Below are 22677 nucleotides of genomic sequence, written 5' to 3'. Positions count from 1 at the left end.
TCAGTCCAACGTTTCCTCTAGTTCCACTTGTAATTTTCTCGGCTGAAAATCAGCAGCCATCTTTACCAAAGCTGAAATATGCTCAGGTGTGCTGCCGCAACAGCCCCCCAAAATATTCAGCATTCCTTCTTTCAAAAAGTCCCTTATCTGATCCGCCATTTCATCTGCCCCCTGATCATATTGTCCAAATTCATTCGGCAAGCCTGCATTCGGATAAGCACTCACATAGAACGGTGATTCCAGCGCCAACACTTTTAAATAGGGTCTTAATTCTTTGGCCCCCAAAGCACAGTTCAATCCAACTGACAGTAAGGGAACATGCGATATGGAGATCAAAAATGCTTCAGTAGTCTGACCCGAAAGTGTACGCCCGGAAGCATCGGTGATTGTACCGGAGATCATGATCGGGATACCTCCTTCTTTAGGATCCAACGGAATATTTCTTTCTTCAAACACATCCTGGATAGCATACAGAGCAGCTTTGGCGTTTAATGTATCAAAAATCGTCTCTACCAATAGGATATCTGCTCCACCATCCAACAACCCGCGAACCTGCTCTGCATAGGCTTCTGCCAACTGATCAAAAGTGATTGCACGATAGCCGGGGTCATTCACATCCGGCGAAAGCGAAGCCGTTCTGTTGGTCGGCCCTATCGCCCCCGCCACAAAGCGGGGTTTATCCGGATTCTTTGCAGTGAATTCGTCAGCTACCTCCCTTGCTAGCTTTGCAGACTCCACATTAATAGTATATGCTAAATGCGAAAGATCATAATCTGCCTGTGCAATTGTGGTGGCAGAGAAAGTATTGGTCTCAATAATATCTGCTCCCACCCTGAAATACTCAGCATGGATCTCCCTGATTATTTGGGGCTTACTCAGAGACAATAAATCATTATTCCCCTTCAGGGATTTGGGATGTTCGGCTAGCTCAGGAGTTCGAAAATCCTCCTCGGTCAGGGTATATCGTTGAATCATGGTTCCCATGGCTCCATCGAGGATTAAAATTCGCTTAGAAAGTTCTTGAAGCAGGGATTCCGTTCTGTTTTGCATACTGATTTTTTGTTAATCAAAAAGCTTGTCGAGCAAAACCGGAGAGAAGTACGATGTACTAGTCCGCTCATCTGTTCCCGATATATCGGGATGGGAGTTAGCACCTTATTTCTAGGTTGCTAAGACGTCGTTGGGCCCTTCCCTCGGTCTTTCTCGATAAGCAACCCAAAGTTAATAGCATTTTGATAATAAAACAGGAGAATCTCCTAAAAGGATTTACTAAAAGATGAATTACATTGTCAAATGAATAAATCAGGGTCTTACCCCTACCCCGAAACTCAAATAAGGTCCTGCCATATAACCCGACATACTCAAATCGCCTAGCTTATAATTTGCTAAAGGAATCTCGTATCCCGCTGCTACGGTGAGCACCAAGTCAAAAAGTTTTCGTCTGGTCATAGGAATCCCGTATTCTGCAAAGACTTCTGGCTTCAGCATCAGCCCGCTATTCCTCAAATACCCATCAAAATCTCTCTGCTCAAATAGTTCCGGAAAATCAGGCTTATCGTTAGTCAAAAGTGTATAGCGTATATTGCCATATCCAAGACCCACTAATGTCCCCAAACCAAAATTTCTATATTCAATCAAATTATATCCTATATTTCCATAGACTCTCAAGCTGTTTAGAGAATGTCTTTTTTCGTCGTTTGCCTTTCCATCCAATGCGAGATTATAAAGTTCTGCACCGTAAAGGAGACGCTCTGTATCACCCAAAATCCTTAACCCCCAGTTGGAAGGCGTAGTATTCAATGGATTCAGACCTGCTTCTTTCAACCTGGCATTAAATCTCTTCGGGATGGTGAAGTGAACTCCTCTTATCAGTGAGACACCTATGCTTGCATCTTTATAGAAGAAATTCCTATCGGGTAATGTGATACCGGCACCTAATCTTATAAATGCTCCACTCTGGGCGTTGTCAAAGTTGATTCCATTCATATTCCATTTCCCTTCCAGAGGACTGAATGAATACCCCATCTTGGTTATAATCTGTAGTGCTTCTCTTCTACCGGGCAAGTCAAAATCATAGCTAAGTTGAAAACCGATTTCAGTCAGGAAATTCCCATAATTCAACGTCCCTTTTTGTATATCTTTTTCCCTAAGCACAAATCCCTGCTCCGGTTTTGCCAAAAAAGCATCAAGATCTCTTGTGCGCTCGGTGGGTAGCATTTGAAAGTTAAGGAATCCAACTCCGATGGACATATAGTGGATTAGCTGAAATCGTGATTCTTCGGTAAATGCATAGCCTACATTTAGCAATGCCCTGGAAGTCCTGTAGTTCATAGAAAAATCATCGAGCTCACTTACTCCCCCTCTATTGTGCAATACATCCATTCCAAGCACAAAATCATTGATTCTTGCCTGATAGCCTAATCCTATTGTCTGATACCTATTTCTCAAACCGGATAAGCCACGGTCTGCCAGTATGTTGTCAAACTGATTAAGACGGGCTCCTGAAGTACCCGCTAAGGCATAGAAAGTGGAGCGTTTTGTTATTAATTGTTGTGCCTGAGTATCAACAACACCAAAAAAAACAAAAAGCAATAATATGAATCTATTAAAAAGGGGCATTGAATAGTGGATTTGTGTAAAGCTGGGCAGATTCAAACCTGTCAGGCAAAATTAATGCTAAACCTGTATTAACCGATATCTTTCGAATTAAGATATTCAGTTAATTTCCCATACAGTTCCTCAGGAGTGAATGGTTTTTCCACATAATCATTAATACCAATCTGCTCCATCTCAGCCTTGATCTCATGATAAGAACTAGCCGTTAGAACTAAAATGGGGATTTTACTTTTGAGCAAATCCTTGTTTTCCCGTATCCGTTTTGCCACTGCAAAACCATCCACTACCGGCATTTGTATATCTATGAGTACGACATCAAACTCCCCCTGTTCAAACTCGTCAATCGCCTCCTGTCCATCCGAAGCAATCACTAGTTTGCCCATATGCCATTTCTTCAAGAATTTCCTAATCAATAGCTGATTGACCATATTGTCTTCGGCCACCAATATAGACGAATAGTGCAAGTAATTCTTTCTGGACTCTAAATCACTTGTTTGGGTATACTTGTCTTCTTCCACTCTAAATGAATTTCAATATAAGATTGAAAATAGCCTCAACACTGCTCATTGATAACTCTTGGATTTTTGAAGCTTGAAGTTCACTCAATCTTTTCACAATAGCTAATCCAAGTCCACTTCCTCTTAATCCCAGACATTAAATCCTTAGGGGAGCAAATTCCAAATAGCATCTTGATAGATCAAAAGAAATAACACCAAATTTTCTGCAAACCTTTTCCCTCATATATTCGTGAACTCCGACAGTAAAACACATTTTAAAAATATAAGCAGCATATCACAATGATCGTAACAACCACTAACTCACTGGATGGCTACAGCGTGGAACAATACTTAGGAATTGTTTCAGGAGAGACCATTATAGGAGCCAATGTATTCAAGGATTTTTTCGCAAGCATCACTGACATAGTCGGAGGACGATCTTCTGCCTATGAGCGTGTTCTCAGAGAAGCAAAAGCCACTGCTATGACCGAAATGGAAATGCAGGCTCGGGCTTTCGGCGCAAATGCAATACTTGGAATTGACTTAGACTATGAAACCATCCGAGATGGAATGCTAATGGTCACAGCCAGCGGCACAGCGGTGAAAGTGCTAAAGAATTAAAGCAAAGTCCTGAAAATTCAGGACTTTTTTAGTTGCACCAAGACCTTTTCCACTGTAGTTTTTTTACAAAAATGATCTCCCACTATTACATTTGGAGCTGTTTTGCACATATCTATACACTTAGTTTTGATGAATTTGCAAGTACCTCTCAGTGGAGCTTCATCAGTGGCCTCTTTTAGTCCTTTATATAATTTTTTGGCCCCCTCTTTTTTACAATCGGATCCGTTACATATAAAGATTAGTTTTCTTGAATGTTTCATTACCCTACCGAAATAGCCTGCATCATCAATCCACAAAGGTACGCACCATACGTACCTGCAGCATAACCCAACACAGCCAAAAGTACGCCAACAGGCGCCAGCGACGCATCGAAAGCTGCAGCGACAATCGGAGCCGATGCTGCTCCTCCCACATTGGCCTGCGACCCTACCGCTACATAGAAGAACGGAGCTTTGATAAAATAGGCTACAATGAGCATAATTAGAATATGGAAGAACATCCACACAATACCTATCAGAAAAAACACAGGATTATCCAACACAGCTCCCAAATCCATCTGCATACCTACAGTAGCTACCAAGACATACAGCAAAACACTGCCCATACGAGAAGCACCTGCCCCTTCAAGATTTCGCGCTTTGGTAAAAGATAAAAGCAATCCTAGGGTAGTAGCGACTACCACTATCCAGAAAAAAGTTGAGTTAAGTGAGTACTGTTCCAATTCAGGATAATTTTCACCGATGTAAGGTGCCACAAAATCAGCAATCAAGTGAGCAACCCCGGTAACTCCAAATCCTATACCTAGAATAGCCATCGTGTCTTTCAAACTCGGAATCCGCATAATTCCCTCCCTGAATTTTTCAATTTTGTCCCTCAGTTCATAAATAGCACTACTATCAGCTTTAAATAACTTATCGATCTTATCCGGTTTAGCAGCCCAATATAGAAGTATGGCCATCCAGAGATTGGCAACCAGCACATCCACAGCGATCATCTGACTGAAAAGAACCGGGCTTGGTTCAAATACTCGTAGCATCGCTGTCTGGTTGGCACCGCCACCGATCCAAGAACCGGCAATAGTGGACAGTCCCCGCCAGATCTCATCGGGTCCGTTCCCTCCCAATAAATCCGGAAAGAAAAAGCCAACAGTCAGCAAGGCCAAGGGTCCTCCGAGCATAATACCAACCGTTCCGGACAAAAACATGACAACAGCCTTTGGTCCTAGCTTCGATATCCCTTTGATGTCAATACTTACAGTAAAAAGAACTAAAGAAGCAGGAAGAAGATACCTGCTGGCTACTCCGTACAGTTGGGAGGTTTCCCCTGAGATGATTCCAAAAGAATTGGCCAGCGCAGGAATAAAATAACATAGTAAAACTGTAGGAACGACACGGTAGAATTTCTTCCAAAACGGTTTATCACTGGCTGAGGTAACAAAAACAAGTGCCAGAATAGCCATAAGCAATCCAAAAACTACTGCATCATTTGTAAGCAAGGGGGTATTTTCTTCCATTATATCCGGGCTAATCAACTGCAACAATACCAACAATTGGCCAAAAAGCCCAAAGTCTACCTCTTTCCATTTTCGAGAATCTGCAGCAGCTCACTGAGAATCATCGCCGTCGCTCCCCAAACCATCTCCTTATCTACCTCAAAATATGGCGTGTCCAGACGGAAATTATCACTGAATTCCAAAATCTTTTGCTTACGAAAACTAGGCTCATAGAGTGTGCTGACCGCAGTTTGGATGATTTTAGATACTTCTCTTTCTTCCGGCACAAAGTCCGGTATAGCTTCAGAGTAGCCCAAAACGGGTGTTACCAAAAAATTACTCGCAGGAATGAACAATGTACTCATCCTTCCAATCAGGTTAACTTGCTCAGGATGTACACCTACTTCTTCCCAAGCTTCGCGAAGGGCCGTTTCTATTTCGTCCCCATCCTCTTTCTCCATTTTTCCGCCTGGAAAAGCAATCTGTCCACTGTGTACTCCTTCATAATCAGGTCTCTTGATCAGAGGAAAAAACGCCTTTTTTTCATTGGGATAAAGGAGTATCAACACAGCACCTCTGCGATGATTATCAGGAAGTTTTGTATCAAACCTTCTCATATCCACAGGATTTGGCGACATGAAAAGCTGCGCTTCTTTTCCGGGAAGTGGATGCTCCATTCCTTTTTCCAACAAATTCAAAACACTCCCGAAATCCATATTAAACCAAATCTAGCTGTTTGATTTTATTACTGATGTAGGATTGCGGGACATAAGACTCAGAGGCTTTTTCCAATTGAAACTGCTTCAGGATGTGGGTTTCTACATTTATAAGCCAGACCATCGGTCTAAATCCATTCATTCCCTGAAAATAACCTAACACCAAAAATTCGCTTTCATTCAGCCACATTCCATCCTCAAACATTCCTGAAGGCCCCATAAAAAGTAAACGTTCCCTCATTCCGTCTTGTCTATACCACACTACCTCCGAGTCCGGATTCAAGAAAGGCGAATCAATACTTTCGTGCGCTTCCACCTTATAACTGTAAATATCCATAGTGCCATCTCCTGATGGATGGGGAAATTGATAGGGAAATAGAGGATCTCCTTTGAGAATAGGATTTTTCTCAGGCATCTCCATAGGATCTATGGAATCAGTCATGGTCAATTGGAATTGAGAAGCTTCAAACATTCCAATTTCATTTTCCCAGTGAGAATGCCAAAGCTCATTTTGGGCTAATGCCACATCTATCTGGGATCGATTTCGTTCTAGCTCTTCTTCATCTACAGAAAAATTGTCTGCGCTTACGTCAGCTTGTTCATTTTTGCTGTCGCAGGCAAAAAAAGACAAAAAAGCTAAGCCAAAAATGGCAAGATAAACGAATGTGATTTTCGGGCTCCTCATGAAAGTTTTAATTGATAAGGTTAAGCTAAGTCAGGACGACCAAAAAACAAAAAAGGTTGGGACATTGACCCAACCTTTTCCTGCTCTCAAACCTATTAAACCTATTGTAGATATTCGTTTTATGAATACCTTCGAAAATTAGAAAATGTTTTCATATACTCCAAACAATCGATTGCGAAAGATTTTCAAAATTTTATTTTCCTTTATACTTTTTTACTATAAACCCTTAAAAATCAATGAAATTATATCTTACCTAAGACCTGAAAAAAATAGGGTCTAACTTTAGCTTTTCATTAAGTTTGAATGAATAAACTTCTATGGCTTCAACTCTCACAGCTCAACTTGCACGTAAAATAGAAACAGGCTTCATCACTTACATGGAGCTTTTCAACACCTACACCAGATTGGCTCCAAAGTATTTCAGTGAGAAAGCTTGGCATGCCACACATCTGAACAGTAAGCAGCGCCTACGTCTATACAAGGATCTACTGTTTCCACTGGCAACAGAATGTTCAGAAATGCTAGGAGATAAATCAACTGACTTCTCAAATTGGAAAGAAATAAAATCAGTGTACCAATCGCTGATTGCAGGCAGGCCTGATATAGAATTGGCAGAAACATTTTTCAACTCGGTGATCCGGAAAAGCTATCCAAAATTGACCATCAATGAAGAATTGATGTTTGTCATGGAAGGGTTCGACTCATGCGCTGTCAGAGAGTCGGATGAACTTTTAAGAACCTATCCCTCATTCTTTGGTCTGGAAAAAAATATCAGGCAAATCCTCGATGATTATGATTTCGGTGCTCCTTTTATGGACAAAGAACAAGATATCAAATTTCTGATAGCAGGCGTCCGAAAGGTGATTTTGACAAGATACCGAGTCGGTCCAGACACGAAAACCCAGATCTTAAAATCAGTTTTCTATAGGAATAAAGCGGCATATTTGATCGGAAGGACATTTTTAGGACATAAGTGGATGCCTTTTATCATCCCTGTCCTGCACGGAGAAAAAGGAGTATTTGTAGATACCCTGATTTTCGATCCCAATCTGATGAGCAGTATGTTCAGTTTTACGCGATCCTATTTTATGGTCGAAGCAGAAGTCCCCTCACAAGTAGTCGGCTTTCTCAACTCGGTCATACCTCACAAGAAAATCCATGAACTCTACAACGCCATAGGATTTAATAAACATGGAAAGACGCTTTTTTACAGAGATTTTCTTTATCACTTGGATGCCAGTGAAGATCAATTCGAAGTGGCCGCAGGAATAAAAGGGATGGTCATGACTGTATTCACTTTGCCGTCTTTGAACATTGTGTTCAAGATGATCAAGGATCACTTTGAGCCGCCAAAAACCATGACTAGACAAGAAGTAAGAGGGAAATATAAACTTGTGTCTCTTCATGACCGTGTGGGTAGAATGGCCGATACTCATGAATTTGAATACTTCAAAATTCCGATTGAGCGAATCAGCCCGTCCTTGATGATAGAACTGAGGAAAACAGTCAATTCCCTTTTGAACATCACCGATTCTCACCTAATTATCAAACATCTATATACAGAAAGGAGAATGGAGCCTTTAAATCTGTTTCTGGAACACTGTAGTACAGAAGAAGGAAGGAGGGCTACAGAAGATTATGGAAGAGCAATTCTCCAGCTGGCGCAGGCGAATATATTTCCGGGCGATATGATGACCAAGAACTTTGGTCTTACACGGCAAAAACGGGTGATTTTTTACGATTATGATGAAATTGAATTTTTGACAGATATGAATTTCCGCATCAAACCAAAAGCGGAAACGTACGAGCAGATTTATGCCCCTGAACCATGGTATTCTATTGCCAAAAACGATGTTTTCCCGGAAGATTTCAAGCGATGGATGATAGGCAGAAAGGATCTCAAGGATCATTTTCTTTCTTATCACCAAGATCTTTTTGATCCGGTTTGTTGGCAGGGAATCCAGCGAAGAATTACATCCGGCGAGCTAATCCACGCTTTCCCCTATCCCGATGAGATCAGGTTTCGGCCTCATGAAAAAATTTAAGGAGAATTAATCAGAACTTCTCTTCTACTCCCAAACCGAATAATGCAAAGTCATACTTGACTGGATCATCAGCATCGAATTCTCTGAGCTTTTGGGTCAATTCCACAGCTGCAAGCCAATCAGTCTGTTTTCTGGTAATCAGTCCCAACTTTCTTCCTACCCGATCCACATGCAGGTCACAGGGACATATCAGCTGTGAAGGTGAGATGTTCTTCCACAGTCCAAAATCAACGCCCTTATCATCTTCTCTAACCATCCATCGTAAATACATGTTGATGCGCTTGCAAGCAGCCTTTCGGATGGGTGTGGCGATATGCTTCCGTGTACGGGGTGGAGAATCCGGTAAAGAAAAGAAGAACTCCTGAAACTTCGTCAAAATAGATTCCATCGCCCCCACTTTCCCCGTTTGCCCGATGAGAAATGCCTCCTCAAGGGAACTGTGCTTTTTGTAAAACCAACTTAAAAAATGTACAAAATATAGTGTATCCACCTCATTGAAGGTTCTGTGCTTGAAGTTCAGGAAAGGTTTCAAATCATCCTCTTGATGATTCAGCAAAAAGTCGTGCGGCGAATTATCCATCATTTGAAATAATTCAACGCATTTATTAATAATAGTCTTACGCTGTCCCCATGCCAAAATAGCAGCAAAGAACCCCGAAATCTCTATATCTTCTTTTTTTGCAAACCGATGCGGAATAGATATGGGATCAAATGTAATAAAGCCGGGACGGTTATACTGATCAACCTTATCGTCTAAAAAGTTCTTAAGATTTTGCATCAAAGCGCAACTTTAACTTCCCCACCCTGCGTACCGTCAAACCATTTGAAGCAAAGCTCATTGTCAACTATCTCCGACACATGCCAGTCAAAGCATTTGATAGTGGTGAGTGTGCGAAGTGAATCTTCATCGGGGTTATAGAGACAAATATCAAAATCCGGCAAATCTTTAGATTCAGTGGCATTCCATTTTTCCAGAATAAAGCCCTCCTCAAGCACTCTTACTTTTTTGCCGAAAACGTAATCAGAGAGTACAGATGGCACACCATCTTTCCTCCTAAATTTAAAGCCAGACGGCCCAAAAACAATATGTTTGATCAATTTGGCTTCCAGCAAATCTCCCGAATAAGGTAAATCTTCCCATACCGATTCTTTCAAAATGACCTTTTTGCCTTCAGGGCGAAGTCTGTTCAGAAACCTGGACAGCAAAGAAAACACGTAGGTGATACCGATAAACAGCAGACCAAAACTTGCCAAAATCGGGTAAGAAACAATAAAAATCAGATTCCAAATGAACCGGAAAATGTGGTGGAATATGAGTTGGACTTTATTCATAGCTCGAATGCAAAATTAGCAGTGGCTCAGCGGAAACCAAAATTCGCTTCTAAAACCTCAAGATCAACATATAGGTTCATAACAAAAAAAGACCGCCATATCTGACAGTCTTTCAATATGTTCAAGGAACTAATATCAATACATGACCTCCACAGGAAATCTACCATTCACAGCTTTCAATTGATCAAAAGCAGCTTGAGAAAGCTTGATTACCAGTTTGCCGTTATCCCCTGTTTCCGGAAGCGTACCCACTACTCTAGCGAAAATCGTCACATCATTTTCTTCATTTTTCACGCGCATGATTGTACCTACAGGCGCAGTTCTATGTAGTACCAAGTATTTTTTGTGCCCACCGGTACCTTCGATCAGTTCAGCTTGGCCTGTTTCTTTAATATTCTTAAAGCTCCCCGATTTATTTGTGTCTGCAGGCTCCACCATCATTTCATCTGCACTCGAAACGATTTTTGGAGCTCCTATTACGGGAACTGTAGATTCCTCCATGGCACCACGTCCTACTTTGAGAGTTTGGCCTTGTCGAAGATTATTGGATGTCAAGGCATTCCATGTAATCAAATCTTCCACACGTGCTGAATATTGACTTGCAATGGAAAAAAGTGTCTCTCCGCTCTGAACAATATGTGATCTCCATTCACCCGGCACCATTGGCTTACTCGTTTCCGCAGCTGCCTTTGAATTTGACTGCTTAGCAGATTCAGCTTTTGAAACCGGCTCTGTGCTCTCTTTTGCTTTTGGAGCCTCCTCAGCTCTTTTGGCTGGCTTTTCCTTTTCTTTATTCCCTGATTTACCGCCTGATGTATGTGTAGCTACAGCTATTACCGGCTCAGGTTCTTTCGCTACAGCGACCGGAACAGCTGGCTCAATAATCAAGGACTGCCCAACACTTAGATCATTGCCTTTCAGACCATTGCCCTTCATCACACTTTCTACTGATACTCCGTATTTTTTGGAAATAGAAAAAAGCGTTTCTCCCGGAACTACATTATGCAATACAGAACCCGCAGGCAGCTCCGCTATCGACACATAAGGAACTTTGATAGTCTGACCGATTTTCAACCCTTGTTTTAACACAGGATTTGCTTCTATAATGTCACTCACAGGAGACTTATACCTGCGTGAAATACCGAAAAGAGTCTCTTTGGGATCAACTTCATGTAAAATAAAAGACTGCTCTCCTACGCGCTGGACTCCAACTGAATCGATAGAAACAAGCCCGGAAGCCATTGTCAATGAGGAAGAAAGAAAGAAAACAAGGAAGAACCAGAAAAACTGTGAGCTGTTGTTCATAGAATGTACTGAGTTGGGAGTAAACGAATTAGAAATACAAGATTAATTTCCATAGTCAAGAGGCACAAGAATTATGCTAGAAAAGAAAGGAAGTTACAGAGATCTTTTATTCCATGGGAAGATTCTAGCATAAATTCCCGAACCCGAGTTTGAGCAGCAAAAATACATAGGCTAACCCCGGCTATCTAAAGAAAAGAATCAGTTTTTACATGTATTTCGTATCTTTTATCATTCGAACCTGCTATCCCAAATGAAAATCTATTTCAGCACATTATTCATCTTCCTGTTATTTTCCGGTCAACTTGTTCTGGCACAAACTGATACCGTGGCTACGAAGAAAGTTTTCACTTTCAAAATCGATAAAGATATAGATCCTGCGATGACCCGCCGGGTAAAACTGGCATTGGAAAAAGCCGAACAAGATGAAGTTGATCTGATTATTATTGAAATGGACACCTATGGGGGAGCTGTAAATGACGCCGATGAAATCAGGACGATAATTCTCAATTCTACTACTCCTATATACGTCTTTATAAATAAAGATGCAGCATCTGCCGGCGCACTGATTTCCATTGCAACAGACAGCATTTATATGGCTCCGGGGGCTAGTATAGGTGCAGCGACGGTAGTCAATGGTGCTGATGGAGCCGCCGCTCCTGACAAGTATCAATCGTACATGCGCTCGATGATGAGAAGTACAGCCGAAGCCAAAGGAAGGGATCCTAAAATAGCTGAAGCAATGGTGGATGAAAAAATAGAGATTGAGGGTATATCTGAAGCCGGTTCTGTGATCACATTTTCTGTTTCAGAAGCTGTAAAATATGGGTTTTGCAATGGACAGTATGATTCCATTCAAGCTATTCTAATTGCGCAAAACCTTAAAGATGCCGAGATTATTGCATATGAACCGGATCAAGTAGAACAGATAATCGCATTCTTCTTAAATCCTGCGGTAAGTGGTTTTTTGATATTGATCATTATAGGAGGTTTGTATTTTGAATTACAAACTCCCGGGGTAGGATTCCCTATTCTCGCTTCACTAATCGCTACGCTGCTTTATTTTATCCCATACTATCTTAGCGGGCTTGCTGCTAACTGGGAAATCCTAGTCTTTTTTATAGGAGTGATTTTGTTGGCCGTAGAGCTATTTGTTATACCCGGATTTGGGATATTTGGAGTTCTGGGGATCATAGGAATTCTCACGGGCTTAGTTCTAGGCATGATCCCAAATCAAAATTTCAACTTTGACTTTGTGCCTGCCGCGGATCTCTTTACTGCGTTGTTGACTGTGATATTGGCTGCAATCGCCTCTGTTGGGTTAGTATTCTGGCTAACTCCAAAAGTCAATGAATGGGGAGCGTTCAAAACAATCACACTAGCTTCAACTCAGCAAAGAAGTGAAGGCTACACTTCATCTTTCTATGCAGATTCACTCAAAGGTAAAATCGGACTGGTACATTCACGACTCAGGCCAAGTGGAAAAATCGAAATAGATGGAGACATCTATGATGCCTATTCCAGAGGTGAATTTATTGATCAGGGAGAAAAAATCATTGTCATTTCCACTGAAGGAACTTCACTGAAAGTGAAAAAGTGGGAGGCTTGAAAGAATTTGGTAAGTTTGCGGCATGAATACCCCTCAGACGATATACGACTTGGTCGGCGAGGAGCGAATCCGCTTACTCACTACATTTTTCTATCAGGAAGTGGCAAAAAATGAGTCTCTCAAAAAACTATATCCTGACGATTTACAGCCTGCGGAAGAACGTTTGTTTCTTTTTTTGCTACAGGTATTCGGAGGACCGGAAATCTATTCTGAACAGCGGGGTCATCCACGATTGAGGATGCGGCATGCCAAGTGGAAAATAGATTCCGAGATGCGTGACCACTGGATGAACACAATGCTAACTGCTATGGACCGGCTTGATCTTGATATCAATATCTCTGGGGCTATGATGAGTTATTTTGTCAAAGCGGCAAACCACATGATCAACCATGAGTAAGCTTCTTTCAAGGCTATATTCCATCTATGCCTCATTAATCTTTGTGATTAGCTTTCTGCTTATTTTTCCATTCATATGGATTTGTATATGGATTCCGGGATGGAAAAAATATGGCCGAAAAATCAATCGATACTGGGCAAAAGCATATTTCGTCTGTATTTTCCTCCCGGTTAAAATTCAGGAAAGTGAAAAAATAGAAAAAGACAAACCCTATATTTATCTGGCAAATCATTTCAGTTACCTAGACATCGCAATGATGGGATTAATCCCCGGTGATGTGCTTTTCGTAGGCAAAGCCTCCATTCGTAAAGCCCCCCTGTTCGGTTATTACTTTAAAAATCTTCATATAGCAGTGGATCGGGACAGATTGAAAAGTCGTGCAGAAACGCTGAAACGCACAGATGAAGCGCTTAATTCGGGGAGTAGTGTAATCATTTTTCCTGAAGGAGGAATCTTTACCAAAAACCCTCCTGAGATGATTCCCTTTAAAAACGGGGCTTTTCGGCTGGCCAAGGACAAACAAATCCCGATTATCCCTGTCACTTTATCCTATAATCATCTAATTTTGCCTGACGACGGTAAGTTATTGCTTCGCTGGAGGCCGGCTAAGATGACCCTCCACGAGCCTTTACTTCCCGGGAAGTGGGACTCTGAAAATGCACTGAAAGAAAAATGCTTTCAAGTAATTCAGTCTCAACTAGACCAGGACAACTCAAACACATGAAATCGAGCCTGCCTGAGACAGACAGGCATGTCGAAAACGACATACACTGGGATGATTATAAAATCTACGAGATTCTCCCGAATCGAGTTCGGGACGGATATGTGGCCTTTAAAAAACAAATTATAAAGACATGAAAATAGATACCAATTCAATCAAAAAGATCGCTCATCTCGCAAGATTGGAATTTGATGAAAGCAGTGCTGAGAAAATGTCTAAAGACATGAGTCAAATCCTAGACTGGGTGGAGCAATTGAATGCTATTGATACTGAAAACGTAGCTCCACTTACTACCATGTCTTCCGAAGTGAATGTAATGCGTGAGGACAAAATAGGACATCAGCTAGACCATGATTCCGGGCTAAAAAATGCGCCGAAGAAGGACTTTGACTATTTCCGCGTACCTAAAGTAATGGAGTAACGCAGTTGAAAAACACATTGAACAACTCAGAACCCTTTAAAATTTTAGCTCTCCTATTTATTATTTCAGGAGTTTTTTTTGCGCTGTATTATCTGATTTTTGACCCTCAGCCCTATATCAATATAAAGGCAGGATCGTTTCTGGACACTATACCGATTCCATTTGACTGGGTTCAGATAGGTCCTATTTCTTTTCCTATCCAGATAGACAATTACCTCATTTTTCAGGAATTCAAAGCTCTGGGGACGGAATTCCATCGAAGGGAATCACTACTCTATGCCGTTATTGTATGGCTAGGAGTTGTTTCTGTTCTTACTCTACTCACCGAATTCAAGAAAGCGTACTTCATCGTTGGAGGTATAGCCTGGATTCTTCTTCTCACGTTTAGTAATTTCAATGGGCTAAATATAGGGGGGCCAAGTGCCAATTACCCCTTGATAATCCTATTGGCGGGAACATTGCTTCCCATGATCTGTTTTCATCTCTGGGGTCAACGAATTCAGGTAGTGATGAAATGGCTAATTTCCTCTGCTGCCACATTCACAGCTTTAGCACTACTTATCATACTCAGCCCAATTCAAGACCCGGAGATTTATCTTGCCGAACATTCGTTGACCATTGGTTTCGGACTTGCACTAGCCTGGGTATTTTGGAATGGGCACGGAATACTTTCCGGCATTTACATTTTACTTGCCAGAGCCAACCGAAACCTCAACCTGAACATCACTGTTCAAATCAGCCTGATAACCCTGATCTATCTTGTTACGCTTTTCTGCATTTTATTGGATTTGCAGGGAGAGTTAAACATTCCTTTCCCCATTTTCTCTCCCCTATTCCTACTTTTGCCTCTTGGGGTGTTCGGTTGGGTTTCGATTGGGGAAAAAGTAGAGCAAAGTGGTCAATTAGTTTCAAGTCCTACAGTCATTAAGGCTCTGCATTTAGTTGGATGGGGATTGGCAGTGTGGCTGGTCTGGAAACTGAAGCTATCGGGAAATCAACCCGCAGAAGAGTTTTTCAAGCATCTCCTTGTCTATTCTCAACTTGGCTTTTCCTTGTTTTTCTACGTCTACCTATTGGCAAATTTCATGTCCATCATGAATTCAGGCAAAGCTGTAGAAAAAATACTATACAAACCATACTCTCTTGTCTATTATCATATTAGACTGGGTGGATTAATTGTAATCCTAGTCATCACTACCTATACTGGCGGAATAGTCGGAGTACAGGCAAATGCCATGACGAGTAATATTCTTGCTGACTATTACTACCAAACTGACAAGAAGCTGGAAGCTAGCATCCTATATGAAAATGCATGGATGCGCTATCGCAAAAATCCCAAAGCCAAATTCCTTACAGCTAAACTATTGCTGGATCTCAAGCAGCCTACCTTGGCTAAGCGTCATTTAGAAGAAAGCTTTACAGAAGCTCCGCAAGTAGACAACATCTTACTCCTAAGTGATAGATTGCATGTGGAAAATGACATTTTTGGAGCTATCTACTATTTGGAAAACGGACTTTCACTTTTTCCAAACGAGCCCCATTTGGCCAATAATCTGAGCTTACTTTATATTAAAGTCAACAGGTCGGCTGAGGGATTGGATTTAATAAAAACTACCGAAAGCACAAGTCGGGTCTTGAAATCAAACCTTGTCGCTTTAAAAACCAAACTAGGCCAACCTGAAACCGCACCAACACATCCTTCAGATTTGATCTCTCAGATCAACGAGCTTTCTACATCCAATGCGCTAGGCAATCTCCCTTCAAAAGAACTGGTGCTATCCATAAGGAAAAAATTGCATACCGAAGACTCCCCTATGCTGATCAATGCGGGATGGAGGAATCTGATGTCTGAGATCAACAGAAGTATCCCGGATGCAGACTTGGAATTATTAGATAGCCTGGGGCAAAACCCCGAAATGGCAGAGTATCTAATGGATCTTCAGGAAACTGCCGTGATAAGAAATTTGTCAGCCGGCAGAATAGCTGAGACAGTAAAAAACCTAAATGGGTTGGCCTTTAGAAACCCAAATGATGCTGCTTATTACTTACAACTCTCCGGAAGTATTTTAGCTCAAAATCTGGATTTCCAAAAAGCAGCCAACGAATTTATAGCGGCGGAGGAAAAGGGATTTCAGGGATTTAGCACACATCACTGGAGTATTTTTGGACTTGCCGGAATGCCTGACAAGGCAGTAGAAATCCGGGTAAAATATCACGTTCAACTTCCTGAATATCTTTCCGATCAGAACACTGCAATATCTGAGTATTTGAAAATAATCAGTCAAATTCACCAAACTTCGCCTCTAAGTTTGGTGTCACAGTGGCGGGCATTTCCCGAAAATGCATTGAAAACGGACATCGCAATTCGCCTCATTGCTTACAAGTCCCATGGTCTGGTCAAAGAAGATTTACAGGAATTGGGAAAATTTATTTTTGATAAAATCGAGCCCGACCCAAAGCTTTCAACCTTTTTAAACAACCCGGATTTTAAGAACAAGAATTCGATAGACGCCTTTGTTTCTTGGATCAAAGCAAGCGAGGAGCTGACAGCAAACCCATACCTTAGCCCCCTGATTATAAGCGAAATAGAATCGAAAAATGACCCATTGGATCAATATGAAATTTTGAATTCTGCTACTGAATTCAATCAAGACCCTATCTTATGGATCAAGAAAATCAAAGCAGCAAGAGAAAGTGGGCTTGATACTTATGCCGCAGAATCCTTGGAACTTTTAAAGCAATGGATTAGTCCAGAAGAACTTACAAGCCTTCAAAACCCAAACTATTGAATTACATTAACGTTTTTTGTGTAAGCGGAAATTTATTTTCCACCCCAAAATAGTAACTTTAGCAAAACCCCCAGCCATGACGAAAATTATAGAAACCCACGAGATCAACAAAACCTACAGAATGGGCTCTGAAATTATTCAAGCTCTGAAATCTGTTTCCATTTCCGTAGACAAGGGAGAGTATGTTGCTTTTATGGGGCCATCAGGTTCGGGTAAATCTACCTTGATGAATATCATTGGCTGTCTGGACACCCCTACTTCAGGAAGTTATATATTAAACAACAAAGATGTTTCCGACATGACAGAGAATGAATTGGCGGAAATCAGAAATAAGGAAATCGGATTCGTTTTTCAGACTTTTAATCTTCTCCCAAGAGCAAGTTGCTTGGAAAACGTAGCGCTTCCATTGGTGTATGCAGGCATGAACAAGTCCGACAGAGAGGAAATTGCTTTTCAAGCATTGACAAACGTAGGACTTGGTGACAGAACAAAACACCGCCCAAACGAGCTCTCTGGAGGTCAGAGACAGCGTGTGGCTATAGCCAGAGCGTTGGTAAACACCCCGAGTATTATTCTTGCCGATGAACCTACAGGTAACTTGGATTCCAAGACCTCTTATGATATCATGGAGCTTTTTCACGAATTGCATTCAAAAGGCAACACCATAATCATGGTTACGCACGAAGATGACATCGCCCATTATGCCCACAGAGTCGTAAGATTACGCGACGGATTGGTTGAAACGGACACAATAAATCCGAATCCTACGCGTGGGATTACAATGCATGCTTAATCACACCTTATAATTTCAAATAGATTCTTATTTTTGCCCTAAGAGAATGAAGGGCAAAGAGATGAAAATCTATACCAAAACAGGCGATCAAGGAACCACATCATTGTTGGGGGGAACACGTATTCCCAAATCTGACTTGAGAATTGATGCTTATGGAACTGTAGATGAGCTCAACGCATACATCGGACTACTTCGTGATCAAGTTGTAAATGAAAAGAGAGCTGACTTTCTAAAGGAAATTCAGGATAGGTTATTTACTCTTGGCGCAGATCTGGCCACTGCTCCAGGCAAAGGCAAAGTAAAAAAACCGGATTTGCATCAAGCAGATATAGATATTTTGGAGCAGGAAATGGATCAAATGCAAGAATTGCTTCCCCCGCTCACAGCATTTATACTACCGGGTGGGCATCAATCCGTTTCATTTTGCCATCTTGCGCGTACAGTCTGCCGTCGTGCAGAGCGGATAGCAGTTGAACTGACATCTATGGAACCGGTTTCTGAATTAGTAATTCAATACCTAAACCGTCTATCCGACTTTCTTTTTGTACTTGGCCGAATGATGGCTTACGAACTTAAAGTGGATGAAATAACCTGGAATCCCAGAAAATAATAATTAGCTACCTGGCTCAGCCAGACTAAAGGCAAAACCAATGAAGACACAACTTGCCCTACCGATAACTAAAGTTCAGAGCTCTAGATTAGCGGAAACAGATTTTTCCAACCTAGTTTTTGGACGTACTGTCAGCGATCATATGTTTGTCGCAGATTACAAAAACGGTGAATGGACAGACCTTAGAATCGAGCCCTATGGACCGCTGAGCTTAAATCCTGCCAATGCTACATTGCATTATGGCCAGTCAATTTTTGAAGGAATGAAGGCTTACCGAAACGGGAATGGAAAGATTTTAGTCTTTCGGGCGGACGCAAACTGGAGACGGCTGAATGAATCTGCAGAACGCATGTGCATGCCTCAGCTTCCTGAAGAAATCTTCATGGAAGGTCTTTCTCAATTGATCGATCTGGACAGAGATTGGGTTCCCTCAGCAAAAGGAGCTTCACTTTACGTAAGGCCGTACATGTTTGCCACCGATGATTACATAGGTGTAAAACCTTCCGATACATACAAATTCATCATTTTCACCTGCCCTGTTGGCAATTATTACAACAAGCCTGTCAGTGTGAAAGTTGAAACTACATTCACACGGGCGACTGAAGGAGGAACCGGTGCTGCCAAAACCGCGGGCAACTATGCCGCATCGCTTTATCCGGCACTTCAAGCCCAAAAAGCAGGATATGACCAATTGCTCTGGACTGACGGTAAGTCTCATAGTAAAATAGAAGAAAGCGGTACTATGAACATCATGTTCAAAATCAATGGAAAGCTAATCACTGCTCCTACGAACACCGGAACAATATTGAAGGGGATCACCCGAAATTCGGTTATACAACTAGCAAAAGATTGGAATGAGCCACTGGAAGAAAGATTCCTTACCGTTGCTGAGCTTGAAACGGCACTGACAGACGGAACACTTGAAGAAGCGTTTGGTACAGGCACTGCGGCCACCATAGCCCATGTGCAGCGAATCAACGTGAATGGTAAAGACTACATGATGCCTGAGAAACCCCAAGATGCATTTTCGTACAGAGTGCTTGCTGAATTGGATGGAATAAAATACGGCCAAGTGGCCGATCCCCATAATTGGATCATTTCGATCTAAAAATCCTGTCTCATGTCTCATATGAAAAAAGGCTGTCTATTTTGAATAGACAGCCTTTTTTCATTCGGTATAAACTTGCGTATTGACACTGATAATTTTGAATTTTTTCAATCCTCCCGGCAAATCCCATTCTATTTCCATTCCTTCTCGAAAGCCAATAAGGGCAACTCCAAGCGGAGAGAGAACGGAAAGTTTCTTTTCCGACAGATTTCCAAATTCCGGTAAGGTTAATTGGAAATTTAATAACTTCCCGGATGCGACATCCTGCACTTCAAAGTGAGAGTTAATACGAATTACCTTTGGTTCAATTTTAGAATCAGACACTTTTTTGGCTAGTTCAATTTCCTTTGCTAGCATAGAAATCTCCTTTGTAATCAAATGGGATGGAGTATTGACAATCAATTCCTTGATTGTATTATAATCAGATTTTGTGAGAATTGGCTTCATGGTTTTAGAAATAAATAAGTGAACCCACGCAAATGACGCCCGGGGAAAATCAGTAAATTCGGAAATTTTGCCCTTCTTATGTAATAATGGTAATCACCGAGGGCTAAGAAATAAAGGCCTTATTCTTTTGGAAGAGCACACAACTATTCGTGCTTAAAGCTGATGCTCCAGAAAAAATCGACTGAGAAATATGGAATTGAGCTAGAAACAATTTTATCTAAACCTTATGGAAAGTGACCTTATGAGCGAAATGCTTACTTACCTGTATGTTGAAGTTTGTTTTACGTATCCCATCCAAGTTAGTTTAGATTTAAAGAACTTAAACCCCATTTTTCCGTGACAACTACAGTAATAGCCAGAATAACATAAGAAATTCCGTATTCTTTGAAAATTTAACACTTCAACGAAAAAATCCTTTCAGATTTGTTTTTAATTAGAGTAATGAAATCGAACTTGTCGAAGGTGACACACACTAAAATGATATTAGCCATGCTTCCTGCCGCAGGGATTTCCTGTCCTACGACAGGCAGGGTATGGGACCATAAAATATAAACACATGAGAATCCTTGTAACCCTTTTGCTGATTTTTAGTGTCCAACTCTCCTCTTTTGCCCAAGGAACTGATTTTGTTATTCTCAAGCGAGGAGCAAAACAAAAGTCCCAGATCCGCTATTACCCAGGAGAGGAAATAACCTATAAAAGCACAAAAATAAACTACTTCGTCACAGACATTATCCAAAATATTGACCAGAACTATATTTACCTAAGTGAAAACATTCTTTCTCCGGAGAGTATTACCGAGATAGATATTCGTGACAAAGACCGTAGAAATGGAACATTGAGAGCTCTGAATGTTTTGACTCTGGGTGCAGGTATTATATTTCTGGGTGCTGAATCCATCAATAGTATTTACCACGACAATGAATTCTCCATCAGTAGTGGAGTAGGCCTTGCTTCAGGTATTTTATTGGGAGCAGGAGTAGCTATGCTCCCTTTACGCTACAAAACGTTCAAAAACACCGGCAGAAATAAGATTCAACTTATACAGATGCGAATGGATTAATCGAGGAATATTGGCAAATACAGATATTTTTTCGGACTTTTGCACCTTAAATTTTAACTTAGACAGATGACTTCAGAACAACTGAAAGACTTGAAAGCCCGCACATCGGCTTTGAGGAGGTATCTTTGACTACGATCGTAAGAAAGCAGAAATAGAAGACCTAGAAGCCGTATCGGCCCAGCCTGATTTTTGGAACAACCCGGAAGAGGCAGAAAAAAGCATGAAGCAGATTCAAGCCCGTAAGGCTTGGACCGGTGCATTTGAATCTCTCAATAAAATCATAGAGGATCTCGACGTTTTATTTGAATTCTACAGCGCAGACGAGGTTTCTGAAGAAGAAATCAAAGCGGAATACATCAAAGCGGAAGCTGCGGTGCAAGAGCTGGAATTGAAGAAAATGCTTTCTTCAGAAGAGGATCAACTGAATGCAGTACTGGAAATCAATCCCGGAGCCGGAGGAACAGAAAGTAATGACTGGGCCTCGATCCTCATGAGAATGTATATCATGTGGGGTGAGAAAAATGGCTACAAAGTGAAGGAAGTGGACATGCAACCCGGTGAAGTAGCCGGTATCAAATCCTGTACATTGGAATTTGAAGGACCGCTGGCTTACGGATTTTTGAAATCCGAGACAGGAGTTCACCGCTTGGTAAGAATCTCCCCCTTTGATTCAGGAGGCAGGAGACATACCTCTTTTGCCTCAGTCTATGCCTATCCCGAAGTGGATGATTCCATTGAGATAGAAATCAACCCGGCAGATGTAGAATTGCATACATCCAGATCCGGAGGTGCCGGCGGTCAGAATGTAAACAAGGTGGAAACCAAAGTTCAATTGACACACAAGCCGACTGGAATCGTGGTAGTTTGCCAAATCGAACGCTCTCAGTTGGCCAATAGGGAAAAGGCTATGCAAATGCTGAAATCCCGTTTGTTTCAAATGGAGTTGGAAAAGAGAAATGCGGAAATCGCAAAGATCGAATCTTCCAAGATGCGTGTGGATTTTGGTTCCCAGATCCGAAATTATGTACTCCACCCGTATAAACTGGTAAAAGACAACCGTACCGGGCATGAAACATCCGACACCCAACATGTCTTGGACGGCGGGTTAAATGAGTTTATGAAAGCCTTCCTGCTGGCGCAAAGCGAAGAGCAGGCAAGCAAAGAGTAATACATGAAGCCGGGACTAAATCCCGGCTTTTTTTTAACCACAAAGACCGAGAAGAAAGCACAAAGTCTGATATCGGAGAAGCTGAACTACTTTCTTATTTTCTTCTCAAAGAACCACCTGTGTTAAAATAAAATAAATAACCCTGAATGGGGTCAAACTTTTCAAAAACCGCGGGTGAAACCCGTAGAAATAAAGAAAAATATACAATACTCCACTTCCCCGAAGGTGGCCGAACTCCTCAGCGG

General features: G+C 41.5%; 23 protein-coding genes and 1 riboswitch. Of the genes, 12 read left to right on the top strand and 11 right to left on the bottom strand.

The window, feature by feature from the left end; all coding sequences use genetic code 11:
- The 3 genes from ID165_RS06140 to ID165_RS06130 form a co-directional block, all read right to left on the bottom strand.
- On the bottom strand, nt 1-1050 hold the full coding sequence (locus tag ID165_RS06140; RefSeq protein WP_192349488.1) for a homocysteine S-methyltransferase family protein: 1050 nt from the start codon (nt 1048-1050) through the stop codon (nt 1-3).
- Between the two features lie 64 nt (nt 1051-1114).
- Nucleotides 1115-1213, bottom strand: a riboswitch (SAM riboswitch).
- 89 nt (nt 1214-1302) lie between these two features.
- Entirely contained in the window at nt 1303-2619 is a 1317-nt protein-coding gene (locus tag ID165_RS06135; protein ID WP_225587006.1) for a hypothetical protein, read from the bottom strand.
- A gap of 68 nt (nt 2620-2687) precedes the next feature.
- Nucleotides 2688-3134 (bottom strand): response regulator, encoded by a 447-nt coding sequence (locus tag ID165_RS06130; RefSeq protein WP_192349487.1) that lies wholly within the window; start codon nt 3132-3134, stop codon nt 2688-2690.
- Between the two features lie 279 nt (nt 3135-3413).
- Here ID165_RS06130 and ID165_RS06125 point away from each other — a divergent pair, with 279 nt between their 5' ends.
- Complete coding sequence (locus tag ID165_RS06125) at nt 3414-3734, top strand: YbjQ family protein (RefSeq protein WP_192349486.1); 321 nt, start codon at nt 3414-3416, stop codon at nt 3732-3734.
- 17 nt (nt 3735-3751) lie between these two features.
- On the opposite strand, the gene ID165_RS06120 is transcribed toward ID165_RS06125, so the two are convergent.
- From ID165_RS06120 to ID165_RS06105, 4 genes are read right to left on the bottom strand one after another with little or no spacing between them, the layout of a single operon-like run.
- On the bottom strand, nt 3752-3994 hold the full coding sequence (locus ID165_RS06120) for a (2Fe-2S) ferredoxin domain-containing protein (protein ID WP_192349485.1): 243 nt from the start codon (nt 3992-3994) through the stop codon (nt 3752-3754).
- Nucleotides 3994-5247, bottom strand: coding sequence for a DUF819 domain-containing protein (locus ID165_RS06115; protein WP_192349484.1), 1254 nt, complete (start codon nt 5245-5247; stop codon nt 3994-3996). The genes ID165_RS06120 and ID165_RS06115 overlap by 1 nt, the downstream gene beginning before the upstream one ends.
- A 56-nt stretch (nt 5248-5303) precedes the next feature.
- Nucleotides 5304-5942 (bottom strand): CoA pyrophosphatase, encoded by a 639-nt coding sequence (locus ID165_RS06110; RefSeq protein ID WP_192349483.1) that lies wholly within the window; start codon nt 5940-5942, stop codon nt 5304-5306.
- A 1-nt stretch (nt 5943) separates the two neighbouring features.
- A complete protein-coding gene (locus tag ID165_RS06105) occupies nt 5944-6627 on the bottom strand; it encodes a hypothetical protein (protein WP_192349482.1) in 684 nt (227 codons plus the stop codon).
- A gap of 317 nt (nt 6628-6944) precedes the next feature.
- On the opposite strand from ID165_RS06105, the gene aceK reads away from it, so the two are divergent.
- On the top strand, nt 6945-8672 hold the full coding sequence (gene aceK, locus ID165_RS06100; protein ID WP_192349481.1) for a bifunctional isocitrate dehydrogenase kinase/phosphatase: 1728 nt from the start codon (nt 6945-6947) through the stop codon (nt 8670-8672).
- Between the two features lie 10 nt (nt 8673-8682).
- Here aceK and ID165_RS06095 read toward each other — a convergent pair whose 3' ends face one another.
- From ID165_RS06095 to ID165_RS06085, 3 genes are all read right to left on the bottom strand, one after another.
- Nucleotides 8683-9450, bottom strand: a complete 768-nt coding sequence (locus tag ID165_RS06095; RefSeq protein WP_192349480.1) for a TIGR02757 family protein — start codon at nt 9448-9450, stop codon at nt 8683-8685.
- Nucleotides 9450-10004, bottom strand: a complete 555-nt coding sequence (locus ID165_RS06090; RefSeq protein ID WP_192349479.1) for a hypothetical protein — start codon at nt 10002-10004, stop codon at nt 9450-9452. Before ID165_RS06090 ends, ID165_RS06095 begins: the two co-directional genes overlap by 1 nt.
- Before the next feature lie 135 nt (nt 10005-10139).
- Nucleotides 10140-11309 carry a LysM peptidoglycan-binding domain-containing protein gene (locus ID165_RS06085; RefSeq protein ID WP_192349478.1) on the bottom strand — a complete coding sequence of 390 codons (1170 nt, stop codon included), beginning with the start codon at nt 11307-11309 and terminating at the stop codon, nt 10140-10142.
- A 250-nt stretch (nt 11310-11559) separates the two neighbouring features.
- Between ID165_RS06085 and ID165_RS06080 the strand changes: the two genes are divergently transcribed.
- From ID165_RS06080 to ID165_RS06045, 8 genes are all read left to right on the top strand, one after another.
- Complete coding sequence (locus tag ID165_RS06080) at nt 11560-12915, top strand: nodulation protein NfeD (RefSeq protein WP_192349477.1); 1356 nt, start codon at nt 11560-11562, stop codon at nt 12913-12915.
- A gap of 22 nt (nt 12916-12937) precedes the next feature.
- The gene (locus ID165_RS06075; protein ID WP_192349476.1) at nt 12938-13312 is read left to right on the top strand and encodes a cyanoglobin; all 375 of its coding nucleotides are present in this window, start codon (nt 12938-12940) and stop codon (nt 13310-13312) included.
- On the top strand, nt 13305-14036 hold the full coding sequence (locus ID165_RS06070; RefSeq protein WP_192349475.1) for a 1-acyl-sn-glycerol-3-phosphate acyltransferase: 732 nt from the start codon (nt 13305-13307) through the stop codon (nt 14034-14036). The genes ID165_RS06075 and ID165_RS06070 overlap by 8 nt, the downstream gene beginning before the upstream one ends.
- Nucleotides 14037-14166: 130 nt before the next feature.
- Nucleotides 14167-14454: an Asp-tRNA(Asn)/Glu-tRNA(Gln) amidotransferase subunit GatC gene (gatC, locus tag ID165_RS06065; RefSeq protein ID WP_192349474.1), complete on the top strand. Its 288-nt coding sequence runs from the start codon at nt 14167-14169 to the stop codon at nt 14452-14454.
- A 17-nt stretch (nt 14455-14471) separates the two neighbouring features.
- Complete coding sequence (locus ID165_RS06060; protein ID WP_192349473.1) at nt 14472-17243, top strand: M48 family metallopeptidase; 2772 nt, start codon at nt 14472-14474, stop codon at nt 17241-17243.
- Between the two features lie 76 nt (nt 17244-17319).
- Complete coding sequence (locus ID165_RS06055; protein WP_304503154.1) at nt 17320-18036, top strand: ABC transporter ATP-binding protein; 717 nt, start codon at nt 17320-17322, stop codon at nt 18034-18036.
- Nucleotides 18037-18097: 61 nt separating this feature from the next.
- Nucleotides 18098-18646, top strand: coding sequence for a cob(I)yrinic acid a,c-diamide adenosyltransferase (locus tag ID165_RS06050; RefSeq protein WP_192351334.1), 549 nt, complete (start codon nt 18098-18100; stop codon nt 18644-18646).
- A 40-nt stretch (nt 18647-18686) separates the two neighbouring features.
- A complete protein-coding gene (locus tag ID165_RS06045; protein WP_192349472.1) occupies nt 18687-19754 on the top strand; it encodes a branched-chain amino acid aminotransferase in 1068 nt (355 codons plus the stop codon).
- Between the two features lie 60 nt (nt 19755-19814).
- Here ID165_RS06045 and ID165_RS06040 read toward each other — a convergent pair whose 3' ends face one another.
- Nucleotides 19815-20201: a GreA/GreB family elongation factor gene (locus tag ID165_RS06040; protein ID WP_192349471.1), complete on the bottom strand. Its 387-nt coding sequence runs from the start codon at nt 20199-20201 to the stop codon at nt 19815-19817.
- 556 nt (nt 20202-20757) lie between these two features.
- On the opposite strand from ID165_RS06040, the gene ID165_RS06035 reads away from it, so the two are divergent.
- Nucleotides 20758-21264 (top strand): hypothetical protein, encoded by a 507-nt coding sequence (locus tag ID165_RS06035; protein ID WP_192349470.1) that lies wholly within the window; start codon nt 20758-20760, stop codon nt 21262-21264.
- Nucleotides 21265-21330: 66 nt separating this feature from the next.
- A protein-coding gene (prfB, locus tag ID165_RS06030) for a peptide chain release factor 2 (RefSeq protein ID WP_192349469.1) occupies nt 21331-22432 on the top strand; the annotation gives its coding sequence in 2 pieces (ribosomal slippage) (nt 21331-21390 and nt 21392-22432; 1101 coding nt in all).
- Nucleotides 22433-22677: the final 245 nt, after the last annotated feature.

It is taken from the genome of Algoriphagus sp. Y33 (assembly GCF_014838715.1).
In the GTDB taxonomy this organism is placed as follows: Bacteria; Bacteroidota; Bacteroidia; order Cytophagales; family Cyclobacteriaceae; genus Algoriphagus.
Note: the sequence above shows the minus strand (reverse complement) of the source record. Positions and strands in the feature narration are given on the sequence as shown.